Source organism: Thermophagus sp. OGC60D27 (assembly GCF_052400625.1).
Lineage (GTDB): Bacteria > Bacteroidota > Bacteroidia > Bacteroidales > Marinilabiliaceae > Thermophagus.
In genome coordinates, this window is record NZ_JBQTGH010000017.1 from 17024 (window position 1) to 33701 (window position 16678).

Genomic DNA, 16678 nt, shown 5'->3' on the forward strand with positions numbered 1-16678 from the left:
CTGAATGGGGCCGTTCCTTATATCAGATTATCTTAGCGATGGAGACTATTTACTTTCGCCTTCTTTCCCAGTTTTTCTTGGTCCTTTACTTTTCCCTATTCCAGCCTCCTTTGAAGATGTTCCTTTTTGCGTAGAACCTGTTTTTGATGAAGAAGAACCTCGAACTTTGGAACCTGCTTCTCCTCTTCTCCTCTCCAACTCTTTAAGAACCGCATATTTGGCGGCGGCAATGGTTTCACGATTCACCTTTTCGGTAATTCTACCTTTCAACAAATCATCAAACTCGATATAACCATCCATTAGCAACAATTGAGTAATCATATTATTGATGATGGTCTCCTCACTGTACCCTTTAGCCACATAAAGTTTTCCGGCATCCTCCAGAAATTCTTGGGCAAAATCGGGATAGTTGGGAAGACTCATCAATTCATTACAGGTTTCTCCAAAGCTATTAAGTTCGATGTTCAAATTAGGCGTCACCAACAACGGACTAAACTCTTCATGACGATCTTTGGGGCAAAATTTATTCACCCCGGCCAGATCAATAGGGACAGAAGGATCATCCATCCTGACAAACTCCGCCTTCATCATTCTATCTAACTGATAGAGGTAGAAATTGTATCGCCAAATTTCATTGCTCGTTTGTCCATTGGAAAAGATATGGGCATACTTTTCACGGACAATCCGTCGCACCTGATTCTTCTTCTGGTTGATTTCAGCACGACCAGCTCGCAACTCTTTTATCAGATTGGTGAGGGACTCTGCTGCCTTCTGAGGACCTGTAATTTCCTTGCCTTTTTTACCGATTTCAGTAGACAAAATACCGCACTCTATTTTAGCGCCTTCACCTGTTCCATCCTCTCCTCCGCTTAGAACATCTATCAAATGATAACGTCCATCAATCTGCTTATCCTGCGACACAAAAGGTTGTCCGGCAGGTGTACTGGCCAAGGAATCGAAGATAGAGCTGAAAATATTTCTGGACAAAGTAACCTCCGCAAGCTCATCTCCTTTTTTAACGGTAGCGACGAAACGATTTTTCACCAAATCAAAGCTTACACCGGTTACTTTCCATTTTTCATTCTCAAATGGGATTTCCTTTCCAATAAAGATCTGACTGACAACTTTCTCAATATCTATTTTGTCCATCATCTTATAGGATGATGCCAGATAATATTTCCCATCCACAGGATCCAACTCCCAATCCAACACATCATCAAGGTAATTCCCATGTTTTGCCAACACCTCCACAATGTTCCTATCAGCGGTATAACGCAAAAGGGTGCGCTGGAAGTGAGGTCCGTCCTGGCTGGTAGCTTTTTCTTTTCGCTCACCGTGAGAATCGATGTACAATAAAAAGTTTTCGGGGTTGCTGACGCGAATTATCCCGGCATCTTCTTTAGAATTGTTGTGTGCCGTCAAAATAATATCGATTTTGTACGGCATCTGAATTTCACAAATTCCGCTAATGGTACTTCGTGAATTAAGATCATCCACATTACTATCGGCACTACTCTCAAACAGATATTTATAGTATTTAATGTATTCGGGATCAAAATCGGTAACTCTCGAAAAGTCACCTTCCTCCGTACCAAAACCATATAGGTTGCCTTCCCTATCACGAAAAACATGAAACATGTCGCCTGCGATATTCTTAATAGATCGGACTCCAGGCAAGTTTTGACGCAACCATTTCAGGGTAAGACCTGCCAACATTTCCGATTTTCCCACACCACTATCCCCGTCCACTTCAACCACAAAGATAGAACCATCTTCCAACTCAATGGCAAAGAGAGAACCGTGCTTGGGAATACCCCCCATCTCTTTCACTTTCTCGTTGATCATAGTAAGCCAAGGTTTCTTTACATCACCGAAGTAGTCGGCTTCTTTCCTTAGCGGCGTAACAAGCGTCTTGATATTCCCTTTTGGCCCTTGAATGTCGAAATAACCAACCTGTGGGAATGAAATCACCTTTTCAGGGGCTCCCAGTAACAGCAAAACATCAGGAACAAATCTTTCAGCATCCTGCAAGGAAATATCCTGATATTGGGTAAGTCTAAAAAAGTCAGTCAAATACTTTATATAGCCTTTCTGGAAGATGATCAACTGGGTCACCACCCCGTTTTTCATGATCTTACAACGGTAATCATCCGGATCCATATTGGCTACAAATCTGGCCAATCGACGCTCAAAAAATCTGGAGGAAGGTTTGGTTGAGAGTGCCTTGAGATAATCGTTTTTCGACTTACTCTGATTCATGTCCAGCAGGTACATCGGCTCTTCATCTCCGCGATCCACCTTATGAAAGGGGTATTCCCTTTTTTTGGCGTCGGTAGAGATCCGCGTATGCCGCTGAACAGATTGTTCCACTGAAATAACCCCGCATTTGGTCATCATTTCATTGATCCAGGCCAAGCGGCCATTTTCAAATTGTTTCAGGGTCTTATCCTTAATCTCATAATTCCGATACAAGGTAATTCCATGTTGGATCATTTCGTTCACATCACTATTCTGACGTCGGAAATAAGTATCCAACACTTTAATCAATGTATGCGTATATTTGTGATAATAATCTGTTCCTTTAGAGAGATTCTGTAAAAAGACCAAGAAACCGACCACCTTTTGGGTGATTTCAGAAAGGCGGGTCTCATCCACCTTAATATCCTTTTTCCGGATAATATAATTCATTATATCGTCCACTTCTTGCGGAAGGATATCGGTCAAAATATTTTCTGTAAAAATCTTCAAATCGGCATCTTCGGTTTGATCAATGCGATCCTGTAGGTATCTCAATTTTGAGGTTACCTGATTGAAGAAGCTGCTATCATTTTTAAGCAAATAAAGATAAAGGATCCGGTCGCTTACCGACAAGCCACTACCAAAGACGCGCCGCTTCACCACATCGGCGATAATTCCGACGCTTCTGGACGAAATGGAAATGGAAGAAAATTCCTCATCCTGACGCAACGTTTCTATGAAGTGACTAAGATATCTTTCCAGATCAATATCCTTAACCTGTAAACCTGTAACTTCTTCAAAGAGCTCACTGGCCGTAATGATGATTTCCCTGCGGCTGGGCTCTATAGTGGGTTGCTCGAAAGGTAGGTTAAAATGCAGAAGTATTTCCTGAATATGCTTCTTCAGCACCACATTTACGCCTTCAAGTCTGGCCACATCCATATAGTAGTCGCCACTGGCCTGTAGCGTCAAAATCTTCATCTTGGTGTCGGAAAAGAGCAGCCGTTCCATCTCTATCAGAATTTCCCTCATAATATTCTTCTCTTCCGGATCGTCCAGAACATAATGATTGGGATGGAACGTTTTTTTATTATTGATATACTTCAATATGGTGGCTTTACTAAATCGAGAGGCCACGATATTAAAATTAAGATTGCGCAACTGGGGTATTTTTTTATAGATCTGCGGCAGCAGGTTTTCATAGATTTTGGTAAACGCTCTGCTCCGAATAAACTCTTCTACAGTACGACAATTCCCCACATCTCCCTGAAACTCGATCACCGAATTGCGTGAGTCACCAATGGTGGTGATGGAAACACCACTCACCTGGGGCGAGGCATGGTAAAGCGATCGGTTTTCATTGATGCGCAGCGATTGGTTCACTTTTTTCTTTAAGTCACGCACCATCCGGTAATCCTCAAAGACAGCGTAAGGGAAACCACCTTGCTCTTCCGAATTGAGAATCTGCTCCATCAACTCCTTTACACCTGCTTTGGGAGCCTCTTTGTATGCCTCTTTCAACTTCTTCCAGTAAGAAAGAAACATGGTAAATGCGGTACGCAATTCTTTGCGGAATATCTCATAGCTTTCGGAGGTGCCTTCAATATATCCTCCCAACGAGAAGCGAACCACACCAGTCTTATAAGGTAATGCGGATATTCCTCGCTCCCCCGCCACTTTTTTGGTAAAATCTTCCAGATCATTAAAGCTTCCAAAGCTATGAAACAGAAGATTAAAGAGGTAGGATCCATCAGACTGGATCACGGAAACATCTTCCACATCCAATTCATTTATGACCTCTTCCGCAATTTTCATAGCCGTTTTAAGGCGATAGTTTGATTCGGTCCGAAAATTTTTATTTATCCGAAAACGATTCAATCCCTTAACCAATTCGCCTCTGTAATAGATATAAAACGGAACATCTTTATATTTAAAATCATCGGGAAGGCCTAGAATATCCAACTTCGCCAGAGCAACCAACTCATCCAAAAGGAAAAGATGCAAAGGACTTCCTTCAAAACCCGACATTATAGGATCACCCACCGCCGTTTTGGACTTGCCATCCATTTTCACCAAGCTGACGATGTAATCTTCTATATGCTTAACAATCTTACTGCGAGAAGCATCCTTAGGTAATTTTGATTCCAGCTTATCCTTTAATGACTTTGATCTCAGCCCCGTTTCCAAAACGGCATTAAGAAAGTAGAGTGAACAACTATTTCCTCTTACCGATTGATTGCGTTTGCGGGCATAATCGATCACCTCTTTCATGGCCGGTGTGGCCACCAGCAAACCTAACCTTTCTCCCGATCCTGCCAGATTTTTGGTTGTTGACAACGATGAAACGGCGCGGATCTTTGAATACACGTTTTCATTATTAAAAATATAGCGTGAAATGGACCGCCACTTGGGCATCATCTCATCAGGGACCTTTACGCTATCTGTATAGGCTTCATCAAGCAGGAGCGTGATTTTACTGTTGTTGACAAACTTCAGAAATTCAATAAGATTCTCCCGGTTAAAATCGCTGTATCCCGTAGGATTAGATGGATCGTTGATAATAATCGTCACATTTTCGCAGAAACGATCCCAAAGGCTCCCTGTCGCATCAAACAACTGCAAGGTATTCTTGATACGCGAGAGTTTGGCCAGCAACCTTTCATAATCAATTCGCTGGTCGTCCAAATTTTCAATTTCTATATCGAAAGGGTTGATGTAGAACTTATCATCCGAAAAAAGATCGGTATACTCCCACGCCAGAACTTTGTTATAAATAATATAGGGCTTAGGATTTCTCTCTTTATAATACAAAAGATCACGTATAATCATCTGAACATCATCCGAAATAGAAGTCTTGTCCAGATTATTCAAGTCGCTGATGAAATCTTTTATGATCTGTTGTTCTTTTTCGCCAAGTCGTTCAAAATCCTTGTAAACGCCAAGATCAATCAATACGTTTCTGAAACGTCCTTTATTATCCGATTCATTGTCCACCTTGGCAATATATTTCTGGTATTTTTCCAGAAAGAGGTTTACCCCGAAATTTTTGTGAAAATGGTTATGTATAGTTCTTTTATAGTTATCAGGAATAAAGTTAATAATGGTTTTGCACCGTTCCAGAATTTCGTCATCCAGGGGTTTCAACTTCCTTTGCAATAGATATTCACCATAGGTGCGAATCTGATTACGCCCTCCCCCTTCAAGAATGGTTGCCACTTGCACTTCAGGAGTGTCGGAATAGAAATATTTTCTAATTCTTTCCTCAAACGTACGAATCAGTTCATCATTCTGCTTCTGTCGTTTTTCGGGTGAGGCAGCATTTTGAACGAATTGGATAAAGTCACGCAGTCGAGCTAATGAATATCGATCTTTCAATATTTGCCGTGTGAATGAATCGAATTTAAAAAGATTAATATTCTTCAGCAGATCATTGGTTTGCCCCAGTTGTTCTTTTTTAAGTTCTTCCAGTTCTTCGTTGTAATCGAAGATTTTCTTGTCAAGCAGTTTTTTGAATTCCTGCAGATTTTTATCGTTGACATTTTCCAATATCAACCTAAGGTTAAGCTGTGTATTCGCAGGGGCTCCCAGTTTTTTGGTGTGTACTTTATTCAGGGTATTGATAATCCCGTTATGGAAGCTAAATACCAGTGAGGTATTGGAAGCCCGAGATTCGGGAGAGTCATCCACCACAACAATTCTTGAAATCAAAGGAAACCACCTAGATCCGGCAAACATATTTTGACGCATATGTTTAACCTTCACAACAAAGACACTTGAAGTATCTTCCTGCATCAGATTGTACAGCTCTTCTCCTTTAATATTTTCCTCCACTCGCACACAGTCGGCTCCAAAGACTTCGCCTTTCAGCAATTCAACGGCTATATCACTATTGCCCGATACTACGGTACGAATCAGACCATTCAAGCCCTTAAAATTAACCGCCCACTCGGTCCGGTGAAGAAAATTGTTCTTTTCGGCCTTGGTAGTATAATGAGTACTCTGATTAATCATCTGTTCCAGAGTATCCATAAAATAGTTCCAATGCGCCTCGTCGATATCTCCTATTACCCCGATAACATCACGAAATCGACGTAAATCCACGGGCGAATCACCGATTACGATCTTTGCCAAAAAATCGATGGTTTTTTCCGTAACAGGAGGAGTTCCTACCGAAAAATCATGGAAATTCTGAATATTTTCAATCCACTTTTTCTGCTGATGATTAACAATATCATTGTCAGCAAAATAGCCCAAACGACGGTTGAAATTTTGCTTTAGTGAACTATATATAAAGGCCTTAGAATCCTGATGTGGATAAAGCATCAGGGAAATATCCGAATAGCCGGGAATATCTTCCCTGAACTTAAGCAAGTATTTCTGTATTTCAGCCTGTTGACGAGACGGATCATTAGGCTCTTCATGACAAAGACGTACAAAGGCCTTTAAATTATCAAAAACAAAGCTGGGCAAAAAAACTTCTGCCCGTTCTCCCAATGAGGCGTATAGATCAATGTATTCTCGCGCCTCCTGTCTTAAAAACGCTTTGGGCACTCCTTCTATTTGCATAATCTGGTTCAATTAATGGTCCACTTAATACTTTCCCTTTTCCTATTAATTCTGCAATAATTTAGCTAAATCTGGAAAAACGATCACCTTTTTCGTCCTAATATTCAGAATAACAAGCACTATACAATAAAAACATAACAACTCACACAATCACATGGTTAAAGTTTAAACATTTTTTAGCGCTTTTCATTTCAAAATGTTACAAATATAGGTATTTAGAAGATAATTTTAAAAGCAATCACCCCCCATTTTTGTTCAATTTTATATTTTCAGGCTCAAAATAATTGGCCTCACCATACATGGTTTTAGGAAAATAATTATGAAAACAATACCTATAGAAAATCAATGCTATGAGCCAAAAAACCCTACGTTGAGTACAAATATCAATTACCCTGTCAACAAATTTTGTTGACAGGGTAACCGTTGACATATTATTCGACCTTATTCCTATCCCTCAATAGTCCTTTATTTCGCACTTTTCAGATACTGAAAAAGTTCACTATCGGTAGAAAGTATGATATGCATCTGATCGTCAAAAGTTTTCTCAAATGTTTCCATCGATTTCACGAAAGTGTAAAGACTCCGCGAAGCGGCAGATTTATTATATGCAGAGGCATATATGGACGCTGCTTCCGCATCGGCACGCCCCATTATCTCTTCCGCTTCCCGAAAAGCCTGAGATTGTATGGTTTTCAGCTCCCTTTCTTTTTCACCATTGATCCGGGATGCCTCCCCCTGACCCTCTGACCTAAACTTGTCGGCGATGCGATAACGTTCACTTTTCATCCGCTCATAAACCTGATTTCTCACTTCTTCCACATAATTAATCCGCTTAAACCTAAAATCCAAAACTCTAATCCCCAAATCAAGGGTTTGCTCGTTAGCCGCCTGCAAAATCATGGATTGTATTTTTTCGCGACCAACCTCAATACGCTCCAGGCTATCGCCTATTAATTCTCCAATTACACCACTCGAAATAGGGGTCCTGTTACTGGTTCTAACGGTTTCGATTAAATTATGATTGGCAATAAAATCTCTGGTTTCTCCATCCAATATATCATCCAATCGAGACTGTGCACCCAATTCATTCCTTAACCGTTTAAAAAATTGAAGTGGGTCAACTATCTGCCAACGGGCATAGGTATCCACAAAGATGTACTTCTTATCTTTAGTCGGTATTTGATTTGGATCCCCATCCCATTCCAGAAATCGTTTGTCGAAAAAATTGGCTGTCTGAACAAAGGGCAGTTTAAATTTCAATCCCGGGGTTGTCACTGCATCACCTACCGGTTTTCCAAATTGAGTAACCACCACCTGCTCCGTCTCATTGACCACATATATGCTGCTAAATAGGGTAATAATCCCCACAAAAATTAATATTGCTATAAGTATTGTTCTATATCTTGCCATAATATCCAAATTAAATTTTTTCTACAGATCGGGTTTTCGAATTATTCATTTTTATCACCTGAGGATGACAGGTTTACTTCTTTAACATTATCCAATTGCATTTGCAATAATGGCAAAACATTATTGCCCTCCTGATCGGTAATAATTTTATTGCCCAGTCGTGGTAACACTTTTTGCATGGTTTCCAAATAAATCCGCTGGCGCGTCACTTCCGGGGCTTTAACAAATTCTGAATACAATTCGTTAAATCGGGCCACCTCTCCCTTCGCATTGTTAACCCGCTCAACAGCATAACCTTCTGCTTTACGAAGGGTCTCTTCAGCCTGCCCTTTTGCCTTGGGAATCACCTTATTGTATTCCGACTTAGCCTTATTGATCAGCGTTTCTTTTTCTTGCTGAGCCTCATTAACGGCGTTAAAGGCAGCTTTAACCGGATCCGGAGGATTAACATCCTGCAACACCACCTGATCTATTTTAACCCCCAATTCATAATTATTGGCCAATTCCTGAATGAGTTGTTCCACACTGGAGGCAATCTCCGTTCTTCCCACGGTAAGCACTTCATTCACTGTCCTGTCTCCCACAATTTGCCGAACAGCTCCTTCCGAAATATCCCGTAATGTTGATTCCGGGTTACGAACCTTGAACAAAAATTTAAAGGGATCATTAATACGATATTGTACCACCCACTCCACTTCGGCCAGGTTTAAATCACCTGTAAGCATCAACGATTCATTTCGAGCACCACCCTGAGTGGTATATTGAGAACGAATGCTGGAGCTGGTAGTTCTGAAACCAAACTCCAGTTTTTGCTGACGTTCTACCGGCACTTTGTAAACCTGTTCAATAAATGGAATTTTGAAATTCAATCCCGGCATTACGGTCTTAGTATATTTCCCAAATCGGACTACAACACCTGCTTCTTCGGGTCCTACCTGAAAGAACCCACTCCACACCAAAATCAATGCAAATAACACAACTACTATGGTGCGTATGTTTTTGATGATCTTCTTTAACACAGGAGACATCTCCTGGTTCGAAAAATTCAATTCACTCATATGATTATCAGTTTTTATTTAATTAGTTTTTTGACATTGCGCGCAGAAAATTTCTTACGGCATCCACCGTTTCAAGTTTATAGGCAGCACTGGTATATTTAATTCCCACCTTAATGGTAATGGCCTCGGGCGGCAGCTCTTTAAATAAATATTCATCGGTCCAGTCATCCCCCATTGCCAATATGTAGTCGAACGGCTTATTCAGCAAAAACCGGTTGGCTGCAACTCCTTTATTGATTCCACCGGTTTTGACTTCCACCACCTTGTTCCCTTCCATTATTTCCAAGTTATGATTGGCCACTAGCGTGGTCAACTCATCCTTCAGCTCATTGGCTCTCAATTCACCCAACTCTGCTTCGGCTTTCTCATAATGCCAAACCAACGAATAATTCTTCTCTTCAAGATAAGTCCCCGGTGTCCGCACCACAAAATTGTCAAGAACCGGACGAACCATTGGCATCCATGAATTGGTGGCATTGGTTAGCATCTGCCATTCACCACCCCGCTCCCGCATCCACACGCCATGTTCACTAATCAGACTCACATTGGATTTGTTAAACCATTTACTCAACGTTTCTTTGTCCCTTCCACTGATCAGAACTACTTCATTACGTTCATCACTGGTCAGCGCATTGAGGATCTCATGAAGTGCTTCATCAGGGGCTGCTCCCGGTTCTTCTTCCCGGGTTGCTTTTTTAAAATGAATCAGTGTTCCGTCATAATCCAAAAATATGGCTCTGGATTTGGCACCAGAAAAATCTCTTAGTAACTTCTCTGCTAGGGAAGGAGTAATCTTTTTGGAAATAAAATCGCTCTGAATCTGGGCAATTCGTTTCAACGAAGCCACAAATTGCTCTGCCCACTTAAAGACGTCGTAGCGTTTCAGGCGTTTTTGAATTACTGACATTCTGGCCCGTTGTTCTTCAACCGGCATTTCCAAGGCTTGCTTTATCGCTTCTGCAACCTCTTCCTCATCATTGGGATTGATAACGATGGCTTCTCCCATCTCCTTAACCACCCCGGTCATTTCGCTAATGATCATCACCCCCGTTTGGTTAATACGTGAGGCCACATATTCTTTAGCCACCAGATTCATCCCATCTCGAACTGGTGTCAATAGAGCCACATCACTCATGCTGTATAATTCTATCAAATTCTCAAAGGGCATGGAACGGTAAAAATACCATACCGGAGAATAATTTACCGATCCGTACAACCCATTTATCCGTCCCACAAGCTCTTCCACTTCTCGTTTAAGTTGCTGATATTGCGGCACTGAATTGCGAGACGGAACAGCCAGCATAACCAGAGTCGCCTTGGCCCGGTATTCGGGATATTTCTCAAGAAAACGCTCAAAAGCCCGTAAACGGTTGGGTATACCTTTGGAATAATCCAAACGGTCAATGGATAAAATCAATTTCCGTTCTGGAGAAACAAAGAAGATCTTCTCCAACTCTTGGTGCAGAGCCGATTTTTCCCGCAACGTCTTAGAAATGGTTTGAAGCGCAGCATCATGAAATTTGTCGTAATCTATTCCCATGGGAAAAGCATCGGCCAGCACGATTCTTTCTTCAATATGAATCCGGTTAAAAGAAATCTCAAAACCAAAAAGACGACGAACACTACTCAAAAAATGACGCTCATAATCGTACGTATGAAAGCCCACCAAATCAGCCCCCAATAATCCCTCAAGAATCTCATTTCGCCAAGGTAAAAACCGAAATACTTCATAAGAAGGAAAAGGAATATGCAAGAAAAATCCAATAATTATATCGGGCCTCTTTTTCTTTATCATGCCGGGGACCAACATTAACTGATAATCGTGCACCCACACATAATCGCCTTTATCAACCACTTCCAGCGTTTTATCGGCAAACTTTTGATTGACTTTAACGTAGGATTCCCAATACTCGGAAGAATAATCCACATATTGATTGAAATAATGAAAGAGAGGCCATATCGTCCGGTTGCAGAATCCTTCATAAAAGGTTTCCACCTCGTAAGATGAAAGCGGAACGGTTTCGCACCCTTCTTTTTGCAGCATCTGTTCTATCTTCCCGGCCTGTTCTGCGGAAAAATCTTCTGCAGCAACCCCCGACCATCCAATCCATCGTCCCTGAAAATCTTTATATACCGACTTCATACCTGTTGCTAATCCCCCGACACTGGGTTCCAAAGAGATCTCATTTTGTTCCGAAACTATACTGAATGGCAACCGATTGGATACAATATGAAGTTTTTTCATGAAATTTAGATTTTTATTTATTCAAAGTATAGTTCTTTTTTCTTTATTTTACAAACTTTGAAGCCTCAATCCAACAAATAGATAAACACTTTACACAACATGAATAATCTCAATTACGGTATTGTAGGCAACGGAAAAAGTGCCGCCTTAATTTCCAACAAAGGATCGGTCGACTGGTTTTGTTTGCCTAAATTTGATTCTCCCTCTGTTTTCGCTGCTCTTCTGGACAAAGATAAAGGTGGACATTTTGCCATTATTTCTGTAACAGGGGCAGAGATCACTCAAAGATATGAATTTCATTCGAATATATTGATAACCCGATTTGAATGTGTGGACGGAATATTCGAAATCCACGACTTTATGCCTCGTTATAAAACAGACAACGGATCCTATTACATCCCACCCGATCTGATTCGATACATAAAATGGATTGAGGGAAAACCAAAGATCAAGGTTATCTATGATCCCCGTCTCGAATATGCAAAATATGATACAGAAATAATCATTAATGATAAATATGTTAAGGCTAAAACCACCAAAGGCACTTATGACTCTATCTATCTTTATACCAGCATGGATAAATTAGCAGTGGCTGGCCAATTGCCCATCACCATCGAAAAAGATGAGTTTATTCTTATCAGCTACAATCAAAAGTTACTGGCCCAAACCATTCAAAAGGCCTATCTTAAACTCCAACGCACCAAAGTGTATTGGCTCAACTGGGCCGAAAGAACCACACGATTTAAAAAGTACAACGATGAGATCCTGCGAAGTGCATTGGTACTAAAACTTCTTAGTTATCAAAAGAGTGGTGCCATCTTGGCGGCCGCCACCACCTCACTCCCCGAAACGATTGGGGAAGAGCGTAACTGGGACTATCGCTTTTGCTGGATCCGGGATGCCTCAATGGTGATCAAGATACTCACCGTGCTCGGACACTTTAATGTGGCCCAACGGTATATGAATTTCATCATTGATCTGTTGTCCGACAAGGATGAAAAAATTCAGATTATGTACGGCATCAATGGTGAGAAAAAGCTGACAGAAATGGAATTATCTCACCTGGCAGGATATGAAAACAGTCGTCCCGTCCGGATAGGAAACGCCGCTTACAAACAAAAGCAGAATGATATATACGGTATTCTGGTAGATGTCATCTATCAGTTGTTTCACCTTTTCACCACCTCGCTTGAACACAGCGAAGAATTGTGGACCATTACCCGCAACATCATTAAAGTAGTGAACCGAAACTGGCAAAAACCCGACAAAGGAATTTGGGAAATACGCAACCACACAAAACACTTTACCTTTAGCAAAGTTCTTTGCTGGGTGGCTGTAGACAGAGGGATAAAAATTGCCGAGCTCCTGCATCAAAACGAATACATCCGGGCATGGAGCCGGCTGCGTGATAAAATCAAAAAAGATATCATGATTAATGCCTGGTCGGAAAAGAAACAGGCTTTTACCCAATCCTACGATAGTGAAGACTTAGATGCATCAGTTCTGCTCATGGAAGCATATGGCTTTTTAGAGGGCAACGACCCCAAGTACAAAAGCACGGTCAAAGCGGTACAGAAAGAACTGGAATACAACGGTATGATGTTTCGTTACAAAAATTACGATGGTTTCGGACAACCCTCATCCGCCTTTACCATCTGTTCTTTCTGGCTCATCAGAGCTCTGTATAAGATTGGTGAAAAAGAAGAGGCTCAACAAAAGTTTGAAGAACTGATTAAACATTCCAATCACCTGGGTCTTTTTAGTGAAGATATGGATTTTGAAAGCAAACGGCTTCTCGGCAATTTTCCCCAAGCCTATTCCCATCTGGCTTTAATTGATGTGGCAATGCTCCTGGCCGGAGGAGAATTAACCAACGAAGAAAAAATTCTCGGAAATATTGGTTAGTACTCCATCAACAATCAAACATCCACGTGGAAAAAGGCTGCTTTCAGGACATTAGTTCTGCAACCAACTGCCGAAGAAAATCTCTTTGATAATAGTCATCATCCACGATTTCACCATCCCAAACCACAATATCCAAATCAATTTCTCTGGGTCCATACTTGGGGCGTGAACGGTCTCGCCCCATCTCGTTTTCTATAACCTTTAGCCTTTGCCTCAGACCTTCCTGCAACAAGGTGGTTGCCAGCCATACCGCAGCATTAAAAAAGTCGGGCTGATTGGTTATTCCCACCGGAGTAGTTCTAAGAATGGATGAGATTTTTTGTACCTCGAAACGCTCTTGCAAAAGGTCCAATGCACGTTTCATATTTGTTTGTGGGTCAATATTTGAACCCAGAACAATGATTGCCTGATGTCTCATCAATGCGGTTTACTTTTCGACAGAAAAAAAGAAACACTACGCGCAAAACGCAATGCATGAGGCTTGTCCACTTCCACCTCCACCTTTTCTATTCGCGGCTCAGTCAACAATAGTGTGGCCACATCATTCGCAACCTTTTCCAGCAAATTGTAGTGGTTACCTTCTACCAGAGCGATAACTTGTTTGCAGATATTTCGATAGTTTAATGCCTCATCGGGTTGATCGCTCAGCTCTTCTCCCCTGATTTGATATTCTATGGATATATTGAGCAAAAGGTCTTGCTTTTTTCCTAACTCGTGGGGATTAAATCCTACCTGGGTGCGCAACAATAAATCTTTTATAATAATTTTCGCCATAATTACAGTAGATGTAAACCACTGTCACAAAATATTATTTGCCCTGTAACAGAGGAGGTATTCAACAAAAAAGATACAGAAGAGGCTATGTCTGAAAGTTCCACCCTTTTCTTAAGAGGGGTTTTTCCCACAACTTTCATCAGGTAATCGTCACTTTTTCTGGGTGGTGCCAAAACAGGTCCCGGCGCCACCGCATTCACTCGAAAATCAGGAGCAAACGACAGTGCTGCCATTTGTGTCAACGATGCCAGATTTTTTTTTGCCAAAAGATAAGCCGCATGTGATGCTTCATTGGTCGTTATTTTAGTATCCAGGATATTTACAATACATCCTTTTTCAAACGAATTTTTAAACGATTGAAGCAAATAAAAGGGAGCCTCAAAATTGACTTCCATCTCTTTCCGAAGAAAGGCGGGGGAAGTTTCTTCAATGGTTCCGGAATTAAAAGTACTGGCATTATTAATCAGTGCATCCAAAACTTCATACCCCTCGGGCAATCTTTCAAAAAGAGATAATACAGCATCGGTATTGCTCAAATCACATTGCACTACAGGAAAATCACGATCTGCATACTTGCTTTTAAGCTCCGCTGACAGGGCGTGGGCTTCATCACGACTGTAATTGTAGTGTAACACCACATCCCATCCTTCGGCCGCCAGCGATCGCGACAACGTTGCTCCTAGCCGTTTGGCTGCTCCGGTAATTAATACGATGCGTCTCATATCCGTTTTACATCACTTTTTATACCAATGGCCCAGGAATACCTCAAAGACGAATGGCAATAAATTATTAAAACTCCAGTCACTGTTTTGATTTTCGCTGCACAGGAACCTTCACAAAATTTTTTTTGCATCTTAACGTATAGGCAAATCGTTTAAGGCGCTATTGAACTTTGTCAACCCTAGACCTCCCCATAAACCAAAGTTACCATTTTCTCAAGTTCTTCCCGGTCTGTATCATCAAAAGCATTTAACTCCCTACTGTCTATGTCTAACACAGCCACAACCTTACCCTCATGGTTTCTAACGGGCACTACAATCTCAGATTTACTTAACGATGAGCAGGCAATATGCCCCGGGAATTTTTCAACATCTCCAACCACTTGACTGCGCTCTTCATTAATGCCAGCCCAGCACACACCGGTATCTTTTTTCAGTTTCAGGCAGGCCAGTGGTCCCTGATAAGGCCCTACCACCAAATCGCCGTTATCATCCAGATAATAAAATCCGGTCCAAAAAAAGCCATCCATTTTATGGTGCAACAAGGCGGCTAGGGTACTCATGCGTGACCATGGGCTCGCGGTTGCTCCTATTAAAGATTTTACTTGACCATAAATCCGTTGATATCGTCTTGATTTTGTTTGGCTATTCATATTTTATCAATTAATTTTTAAATTCTTGACCTACAAGCATGCTTGTCACACCTGCTCTTATCCCCATTTTCTTACCCACAAAAGCATCTATTTTCACACCTCACCCCTATGGGCAGCAAAAATTAAACAAAATTAAGCCATCGCACAAAGAAATTCTTCCAAAATCAAAAAAAAACAACCGGCCATTGTTATAAAAACAATTGGCCGGCTGCCCACTCATCCACTAAACCCAAATCTTTAACTTATTTTATTTCGGCACCCAATTACCGAATAAATTATCCAAATATAATTATACCGCATAGCTACCTTCACGATCTCTTAACATCTCCTGCAATTTCTTCCTTGTGAAGAATATACGACTCTTTACGGTACCAATGGGAAGATCCAGTTTTTCAGCGATCTCTTTATATTTATAACCATCGGTATGCATGCGAAAAGGAATCCGAAACTCATCCGACAACTGCTCAATATACTTATTCATTTCAACCACGGAATGTACCATTTCAGGTGTCTCGGAGGTATAATTATGACGGTGCGCATATTTAAAGGCATCGTCCGATCCATCAAAAGTGTTTCGGGTTTTCTGATTTCTTCGATAATTATTAATAAACGTATTCTTCATAATGGTAAACACCCAAGCCTTAAAATTGGTGTTGGCCACAAACTGATTGCGGTAAGTTAATGCCTTCAGGATGGTTTCCTGAAGAAGATCATGGGCATCTTCATCATTAGATGTCAAGCTCAGGGCAAAATACAACAACTTATCCTGAAGCCCCAGTAATCGATTAGTAAATTGTATTGATGTCATGGTATTTAATTTTTTGTTTCCTGTCTAACAAAACTACAATAAAAATAAACGACTTCAAACTCCTAAATACCTCTTTTTTCTCTCTATTTAGTTTGTTTCTAAATAAACAACACGCTTTTTAATTGAGTATCTGGCTATTAATTTTAACCAAAACAGATGATTCTAAATTATGCAAACAAATACAAAATGTCAAGTGTGTTTAATGTTAAACAAATATTAAATTAACTCCTTACTGGTTGCAAACCCCTAATTTAGAATCATTTTACATTATGCCAACCTATTTGATGATCAGTCTGACTCCC

10 protein-coding genes are annotated in these 16678 nt (G+C 40.9%); 1 reads left to right on the forward strand and 9 read right to left on the reverse strand.

Annotated elements, in window-relative coordinates; translation table 11 throughout:
* Window positions 1–45: 45 nt before the first annotated feature.
* The 4 genes from ACT29H_RS15565 to ACT29H_RS15580 all read right to left on the reverse strand — a co-directional run bounded on the left by ACT29H_RS15565 (window position 46) and on the right by ACT29H_RS15580 (window position 11517).
* The gene (locus ACT29H_RS15565) at window positions 46–6804 is read right to left on the reverse strand and encodes an aminotransferase class I/II-fold pyridoxal phosphate-dependent enzyme (protein WP_444822577.1); all 6759 of its coding nucleotides are present in this window, start codon (window positions 6802–6804) and stop codon (window positions 46–48) included.
* 465 nt (window positions 6805–7269) lie between these two features.
* On the reverse strand, window positions 7270–8214 hold the full coding sequence (gene hflC, locus ACT29H_RS15570; protein WP_444822578.1) for a protease modulator HflC: 945 nt from the start codon (window positions 8212–8214) through the stop codon (window positions 7270–7272).
* Window positions 8215–8255: 41 nt separating this feature from the next.
* A complete protein-coding gene (hflK, locus tag ACT29H_RS15575; protein WP_444822579.1) occupies window positions 8256–9272 on the reverse strand; it encodes an FtsH protease activity modulator HflK in 1017 nt (338 codons plus the stop codon).
* 22 nt (window positions 9273–9294) lie between these two features.
* On the reverse strand, window positions 9295–11517 hold the full coding sequence (locus ACT29H_RS15580) for a bifunctional alpha,alpha-trehalose-phosphate synthase (UDP-forming)/trehalose-phosphatase (RefSeq protein ID WP_444822580.1): 2223 nt from the start codon (window positions 11515–11517) through the stop codon (window positions 9295–9297).
* 99 nt (window positions 11518–11616) lie between these two features.
* Between ACT29H_RS15580 and ACT29H_RS15585 the strand changes: the two genes are divergently transcribed.
* Window positions 11617–13422 carry a glycoside hydrolase family 15 protein gene (locus ACT29H_RS15585; protein ID WP_444822581.1) on the forward strand — a complete coding sequence of 602 codons (1806 nt, stop codon included), beginning with the start codon at window positions 11617–11619 and terminating at the stop codon, window positions 13420–13422.
* Between the two features lie 43 nt (window positions 13423–13465).
* Here ACT29H_RS15585 and folK read toward each other — a convergent pair whose 3' ends face one another.
* From folK to ACT29H_RS15610, 5 genes are all read right to left on the reverse strand, one after another.
* Window positions 13466–13840 (reverse strand): 2-amino-4-hydroxy-6-hydroxymethyldihydropteridine diphosphokinase, encoded by a 375-nt coding sequence (gene folK, locus ACT29H_RS15590; protein WP_444822582.1) that lies wholly within the window; start codon window positions 13838–13840, stop codon window positions 13466–13468.
* Window positions 13840–14196, reverse strand: a complete 357-nt coding sequence (locus ACT29H_RS15595) for a dihydroneopterin aldolase (protein WP_444822583.1) — start codon at window positions 14194–14196, stop codon at window positions 13840–13842. Before ACT29H_RS15595 ends, folK begins: the two co-directional genes overlap by 1 nt.
* 2 nt (window positions 14197–14198) lie before the next feature.
* Window positions 14199–14918 (reverse strand): SDR family oxidoreductase, encoded by a 720-nt coding sequence (locus ACT29H_RS15600; RefSeq protein ID WP_444822584.1) that lies wholly within the window; start codon window positions 14916–14918, stop codon window positions 14199–14201.
* Window positions 14919–15097: 179 nt separating this feature from the next.
* Entirely contained in the window at window positions 15098–15568 is a 471-nt protein-coding gene (locus ACT29H_RS15605) for a GAF domain-containing protein (protein WP_444822585.1), read from the reverse strand.
* Between the two features lie 289 nt (window positions 15569–15857).
* A complete protein-coding gene (locus ACT29H_RS15610) occupies window positions 15858–16376 on the reverse strand; it encodes an RNA polymerase sigma factor (RefSeq protein WP_444822586.1) in 519 nt (172 codons plus the stop codon).
* Window positions 16377–16678 lie beyond the last annotated feature (302 nt).

Coding starts and splice junctions, on each gene's coding strand:
- ACT29H_RS15605 (WP_444822585.1), bottom strand. CDS start 15,568: ATGAATAGCCAAACAAAATCAAGACGATATCAACGGATTTATGGTCAA.
- ACT29H_RS15600 (WP_444822584.1), bottom strand. CDS start 14,918: ATGAGACGCATCGTATTAATTACCGGAGCAGCCAAACGGCTAGGAGCA.
- ACT29H_RS15595 (WP_444822583.1), bottom strand. CDS start 14,196: ATGGCGAAAATTATTATAAAAGATTTATTGTTGCGCACCCAGGTAGGA.
- ACT29H_RS15580 (WP_444822580.1), bottom strand. CDS start 11,517: ATGAAAAAACTTCATATTGTATCCAATCGGTTGCCATTCAGTATAGTT.
- hflC (WP_444822578.1), bottom strand. CDS start 8,214: ATGGCAAGATATAGAACAATACTTATAGCAATATTAATTTTTGTGGGG.
- ACT29H_RS15565 (WP_444822577.1), bottom strand. CDS start 6,804: ATGCAAATAGAAGGAGTGCCCAAAGCGTTTTTAAGACAGGAGGCGCGA.
- ACT29H_RS15610 (WP_444822586.1), bottom strand. CDS start 16,376: ATGACATCAATACAATTTACTAATCGATTACTGGGGCTTCAGGATAAG.
- hflK (WP_444822579.1), bottom strand. CDS start 9,272: ATGAGTGAATTGAATTTTTCGAACCAGGAGATGTCTCCTGTGTTAAAG.
- folK (WP_444822582.1), bottom strand. CDS start 13,840: ATGAGACATCAGGCAATCATTGTTCTGGGTTCAAATATTGACCCACAA.
- ACT29H_RS15585 (WP_444822581.1), top strand. CDS start 11,617: ATGAATAATCTCAATTACGGTATTGTAGGCAACGGAAAAAGTGCCGCC.